General features: G+C 63.3%; 1 pseudogene. It reads left to right on the forward strand.

The annotated features are described in order from the left end of the window. Nucleotides 1-77: 77 nt before the first annotated feature. A pseudogene (locus CKO15_RS13770) lies at nt 78-1,013 on the forward strand (IS3 family transposase); the annotation flags it as partial.

The raw sequence follows: 1,013 nt of genomic DNA on the forward strand, positions 1-1,013 counted from the left end.
TGGTCTTGCCCACCAACAGTGGACACCTCAATAGCTACCATTCGACGAGGTGATCCATGACGAGGCAAGCTACCCCGATGAGTAAGAGCAAGACGAAGCCCAAGCGCACGCGCTACAGCCAGGCATACCGCGATGAGGCCCTGGCGTTGGCCGAGCGCGTCGGTGTCAGTGAGGCCGCCGAGCAGCTCGGCCTCCAGCCGGCGCAGATCTACCAGTGGAGGATCAAGGCTCGCAATGCGGCCAGTCAGTCGCAGCGTGAGCAGGCGCTTGCCGATGAAAATGCTCGGCTCAAGCGCCAGCTCTCGGAGGCGAACGAGGAGTTGGCCATTACAAAAAAGGCCGCGGCGTACTTCGCGAGAAACCAGAAGTGAAGTACGCATTTATCGATCAGCACCGTCACGAGCATCGGACCCAGGCGATGTGCCGGATTCTGGGCGTCGCCCGCAGCGGATTTTACGCATGGTGCCGGAATAAGGCGGCCCGCACCGCTCGAGAAGAGCGTCAGCGGATCTTCGATGAGAGGGTCCAAAAGGCCTTCAACGGCGCCAAGCAGCGCTCCGGGTCACCTCGCCTTACGCGCTCCCTCTGCAAGCAAGGCGTCACGGTCAACCGCAAGACGGTGGCCCGGAGCATGCGCCGCCAGGGGCTTCGGGCGCGTATCACGCGTCGGTTCAAGGTGACGACGAACTCCGCCCACAACTTGCCGGTTGCTCCGAACCACTTGGCTCAAGGGTTTCTGGCCGAGCAGCCGAACCAGAAATGGGTCGGTGACATCACCTACCTCTCGACCGGCGAAGGGTGGCTCTATCTCGCCGTCGTGCTCGATCTTTGCGGCCGCAAGGTGATCGGCTGGGCCATGCAGGAGCGCATGAGCGCTGAGTTGGCTTGTGACGCCCTGCAGATGGCCGTGGACCGGCGGGGTCGCCCCACCGGGGTGCTGGTGCATACGGATCGTGGCAGCCAGTACTGCTCCAGGGCGTACCGCCGGCTGCTCCGTGACCATGGACTGATCG

This window comes from Halorhodospira abdelmalekii, from assembly GCF_016583625.1.
Taxonomy (GTDB): Bacteria; Pseudomonadota; Gammaproteobacteria; order Nitrococcales; family Halorhodospiraceae; genus Halorhodospira; species Halorhodospira abdelmalekii.